3 protein-coding genes are annotated in these 3320 nt (G+C 73.6%); all 3 read right to left on the bottom strand.

From position 1 onward, the window contains the following. Nucleotides 1-103: 103 nt before the first annotated feature. Entirely contained in the window at nucleotides 104-778 is a 675-nt protein-coding gene (locus ACZ52J_RS20715; RefSeq protein ID WP_465620599.1) for a nucleoside/nucleotide kinase family protein, read from the bottom strand. A gap of 55 nt (nucleotides 779-833) precedes the next feature. Beyond that, the gene (locus ACZ52J_RS20710; protein WP_465620597.1) at nucleotides 834-1796 is read right to left on the bottom strand and encodes a S66 peptidase family protein; all 963 of its coding nucleotides are present in this window, start codon (nucleotides 1794-1796) and stop codon (nucleotides 834-836) included. Nucleotides 1797-1962: 166 nt separating this feature from the next. Then, nucleotides 1963-3021 (bottom strand): tryptophan--tRNA ligase, encoded by a 1059-nt coding sequence (trpS, locus tag ACZ52J_RS20705; RefSeq protein ID WP_465620613.1) that lies wholly within the window; start codon nucleotides 3019-3021, stop codon nucleotides 1963-1965. Nucleotides 3022-3320 lie beyond the last annotated feature (299 nt).

The raw sequence follows: 3320 nt of genomic DNA, 5'->3' as shown, positions 1-3320 counted from the left end.
ATGCAGACGCAACCCAGCCCGAACCTGGGAAGTGGTGTTTCAGAGGATTGGCCGCCCCGGGACCGTCCGCGCCGATGCGTGTCCGGTGCTCCCTGCCGAGCGACTAGAGAACACTACGCCTGTCCGGCGCCGGAGGCAAACCGGTCCCGGGGACGGTCCGGGTGCAGAGCGCCCGGCCGGGTTTCACGTACTCGCCGTTGGAGTGGTCGTTGCCGGTGACCCACTGGTGGGCGGTGGTTTCGTCGCGGCCGCCGGCGCGGTGGCGGCCGAGCAGGCGCTCCTCGCGGACGGCGTCGTCGGTGTGGACGTACCAGAGTTCGCGCAGCAGGCGGCGGGCGTCCGGCCAGGGGGAGTCGGCGGAGGCGAGGTAGTTGCCTTCGGTGATGACGAGCCGGCTCTGCGGGCGGACCACGTGGCGGGCGGCGACCGGTTCGTCCAGGGTGCGGTCGAAGTCCGGGACGTAGATGTCCTGGAAGCGGTCGGCGGCGATGCGGCGCAGCAGGGCGACGTAGCCGTGGGCGTCGAAGGTGGCCGGGGCGCCCTTGCGGTGGGTCAGACCGAGGCGGTCGAGCTGGGCGCCGGAGAGGTGGAAGCCGTCGAGCGGGACGTAGGCGGCGGTGCCGGGTCCTTCGGCGCGCTCGACCTCGGCGACCAGGTGGCGGGCCAGGGTGGACTTGCCGGCGCCCGGCGGGCCGGCAAGTCCGAGGATCGTACGGGCGTTGCTGCCCTGGCCGCGGAGGAAGCCGAGGGCGAGGGCGGTGAGGCGGTCCTCGTTCATGGCCGCACCTTACTCACCGGGTGTCCGCGGAACCGGGCGTTCGATGACGCTGCGGTCAGCGGGGCCGCTCGGCCAGCGCGGGCAGGTCCAGGGTGAGCGTGCCGGCGTCGGCGTCGAGCAGGGCGGGGACGCCCAGCGGGACGGTGAGGGTGGAGGGGCAGTGTCCGAACCCCAGTTCCCAGAGCACCGGTATGCCGAGCCCACCGAGCCGGTCGAGCATCAGCTCGCGGATCCGCTCGGGCCGCCCGCAGCCCTCCCAGGAGCCGAGGGCGATGCCGGCCACGCCGTCGAGGGCGCCGGAGCGCAGGAACTGGGTGAGGAGGCGGTCGAGCTGGTACGGGTGTTCGTTCACGTCCTCGAGCACGAGGATGCTGCCCGCGTACGTGGGTCGGGCGGCGGGAGTGCCGCGCTCGGCGGCGAGGACATGGGCGCATCCTCCGGCGGTGACACCGCGGGCCCGGCCGGGGATGAGCGGTGCGGCGGTGGCCGAGGTGAGGACCGTGGTCGTGGCGGGGTCGAAGAGGGTGCGGCGCAGGTGTTCGGCGGTGGGGCCGTCGGAGATGAAGGAGCCGGCGGCGGCCATCGGCCCGTACAGGGTGGCGAGGCCGAGGCGCTGGGCGAAGGCCTCGTGCAGGGAGCTGACGTCGCTGAATCCGATGAAGGGCTTGGGTGCGGCGGCGCGCATCGCCGTCCAGTCGAGCAGGTCGACCATGCGGTGCACGCCGTAGCCGCCGCGGGCGCAGATGACGGCGTCGACGGTGGGGTCGAGCCAGGCGTTCTGGAGGTCGGCCGTGCGGTCGGCGTCGGTACCGGCGAGGTAGCCGAGGGTGGGGTGGGTGTCGAGGACGTGCGGGGCGACGGTGACCCGCAGTCCCCAGGAGTGGAGGATCGCGCAGCCGGCGGTGAGGCGTTCGGAGTCGATCGGGCCGCTGGGGGCGACGACGACGATGTGGTCGCCGGGGCGCAGGTGCGGCGGGCGGGTCAGCCCCTGGCCGGGTGTGGTCGGGTTCTGGTCCATGGGCCGGGCCGCCTTTCGGGCGCGGGAGCGGGGTAGGGCACGGGCGGCCGCGGTGTGGTCGCGGCCGCCCGGTGACGATATGCCCTCGCATCGTTACGCCGATGTCTGCGGGTCGGCGCCCAAGGGACGGCACCCGCGAGACGCGGCCCCGCCGGGTGATGGCCCTTCAGATCACCGCGCCCATCACCTCTCGGACCTCCGCCAGGGTGGCGTCCGCGACGGCGTTGGCGCGTTCGGCGCCGTCGCGCAGGACCTGCCGCAGGTGGCCGCGGTCGGCGGCGAGTTCGGCGCGGCGGGCGCGCAGCGGGCGGAGGTACTCGTTGACGGACTCGGTGACGACGCGCTTGAGCACGGCGGCTCCACCGTCGCCGATCTCCTCGGCGACGGCCTCGGGGGCGCGGTCCTGGCAGAGCGCGGCGAGCAGGACGAGGCTGGACACCTCGGGCCGGTCGACGGGGTCGTAGCCGATGCGGCGGTCGGCGTCGGTCCTGACGCCGCGGATGATCCGGGCGGTCTCGTCCTCGGTGGCGCCGAGGGCGACGGCGTTGCCCCGGCTCTTGCTCATCTTTCCGCCGTCGGTGCCGAGCAGCATCGGGGCGTCGGAGAGCAGGGCCTGCGGGCGGGGGAAGACGGCGCTGCCGTCGGCGTGCGGGTAGCGCTCGTGGAAGCGGCGGGCGATGGTGCGGGCGACTTCGAGGTGGGGCAGCTGGTCCTGGCCGACCGGGACGAGGTCGGCCTTGCAGAAGAGGATGTCGGCGGCCTGGTGGACGGGGTAGGTGAACATCAGTCCGCTGACGGCGGACTGGCGGGAGTGGGCGATCTCGTCCTTGACGGTGGGGTTGCGGTTCAGTTCGGCGACGCTGACCAGGCTGAGGAACGGCAGCAGCAGCTGGTTGAGGGCGGGGACGGCACTGTGGGCGAAGATCGTGGCCCGCTCGGGGTCGAGGCCGGCCGCGAGGTAGTCGAGGACGAGGTTCTCGGTGTGCTCGGCGAGCCGGTCGGCGAGGTCGCGGTCGGTGATGACCTGGTAGTCGGCGACCACGACGAACATCTCGACGCCCTGGTCCTGCAGCCGGACGCGGTTACGCAGGGTGCCGAAGTAGTGGCCGAGGTGGAGCGGGCCGGTGGGGCGGTCCCCGGTGAGGACGCGGTGGGCGGTCGGGTCGTCGATGAGCGCCGGATCGGCGCCGGCAGCGGCGGCGGTAGCGGCGCCGGGCTCGGCCACGGCAGTGGCGGCGGCGGTGGCAGCGGCTGCGGTGTCGGCAGTGGCGATGGTCTCGACGGTCACGGTTTCTCCTCGGTACGGCGGTGGTGGCGGCCGTCCGGGGCGAGGGGCCCGTCCCGCGCGGGAGAGCGGGGAAACGCAACAGGGCCGTCCATCCCGGACGGCCCTGGTCAGGCGAGTGCTGGTGGCCGTCCTCGGACGGCCACCAGCACAGGGCCCCAAAGCGGTTCATTCGCTTCAGAGTCGTGTCTTTTCCCCACCAACGAGGGGGGTTCCCTTCGCCGCATCTCACCCCCGAG

This window comes from Kitasatospora sp. NPDC034035, assembly GCF_055575755.1.
Note: the sequence above shows the minus strand (reverse complement) of the source record. Positions and strands in the feature narration are given on the sequence as shown.